The 949-nt window shown below is 71.5% G+C and carries 1 protein-coding gene and 1 pseudogene; one reads left to right on the plus strand and one right to left on the minus strand.

Annotated features, from left to right (window positions below; all coding sequences use genetic code 11):
• The coding region (locus tag F0L68_RS41405; RefSeq protein WP_223199624.1) for a hypothetical protein at window positions 1–484 on the minus strand (484 nt) is incomplete at its 3' end.
• A gap of 192 nt (window positions 485–676) precedes the next feature.
• On the opposite strand from F0L68_RS41405, the pseudogene F0L68_RS41410 reads away from it, so the two are divergent.
• A pseudogene (locus F0L68_RS41410) lies at window positions 677–949 on the plus strand (hypothetical protein); the annotation flags it as partial.

Here is a 949-nt window from a genome sequence, read left to right on the forward strand (position 1 = left end):
GGGGGGGGGGCCCGCCCCGGGGCGCCCCCCCCGGGTCGACGGCCCCGGGGGGGCAGGGGGAGGCGCCCGCCACGGTCTCGCCGACCGGGGCCGTGACGAGGCTGGTGCCGAGTCCGCCTTCGGCTCCAGCCACCATCACCGCCATCGGTGGGCGCTGGCCGGCCATCCAGGACCACACCGAGCTGGCGGGCTTGGCGGGCCACCCTTTCGGGACTGCGGTCGGCGCCGAAGCGACCGTCCGCGGTCCCGTCGCCGCCGACCGTGCCGCGGGGAAGTGCGGCGCGGGTGCGGCGGCCAGCAGCGTGGGCTGGTCACCCGCCAGGCGCGCGTCCTGGCGTGGTTCGGGGGTGAGCGCCCCGGTGACGGCCGCCGCCTGGCGCGGTGGCCGTGCGGTGTTCGCGTCGAGCGCGGACTGGCCGACGGCGGTGGTGCCGGCGACCGTGGCGGGCCAGATGGTCGCCGAGTCGGTGGTGCGCGACTGCATTGCCCGTCGCCTCCTCCCGTGCTGCCTGCTGTCTGGATGGCCGCTGACCGCCCCATCACCTCAAAATGTGAGCTTCAGTTACGATCGACTGATTCGAGGATAGAGTGGATTCGCCTCCTGTCAACTGGTGTTCACTTTTGGTGTGTGGAACACTCGCGGCGGGGACAGGGGCGAGGGCAAAGGACACACGCGGTGACGGCAGACCTGAGTCGGCAGGAGTTCGCGGCTGACACACCGCCGCGCACGCTGGCGGACAAGCTCAACGCCCTGTTCCGTCTGATCCGGCAATCCAACGGACGCAAGCACACCAACGCCGAGGTCAGCCGGTTCTGCGCCGAGCACACCGGCCAGTCCTTCAGCCGGGAGTACATGACCCAGCTGCGCACCGGCAAGGCCACCAACCCGACCAAGCACAACCTCGAAGCCCTGGCTCGGTTCTTCGACGTCTCGCCGGCCTACTTCTTC

The sequence above is a fragment of the Solihabitans fulvus genome, from assembly GCF_008386585.1.
Classification (GTDB): Bacteria; Actinomycetota; Actinomycetes; order Mycobacteriales; family Pseudonocardiaceae; genus Solihabitans; species Solihabitans fulvus.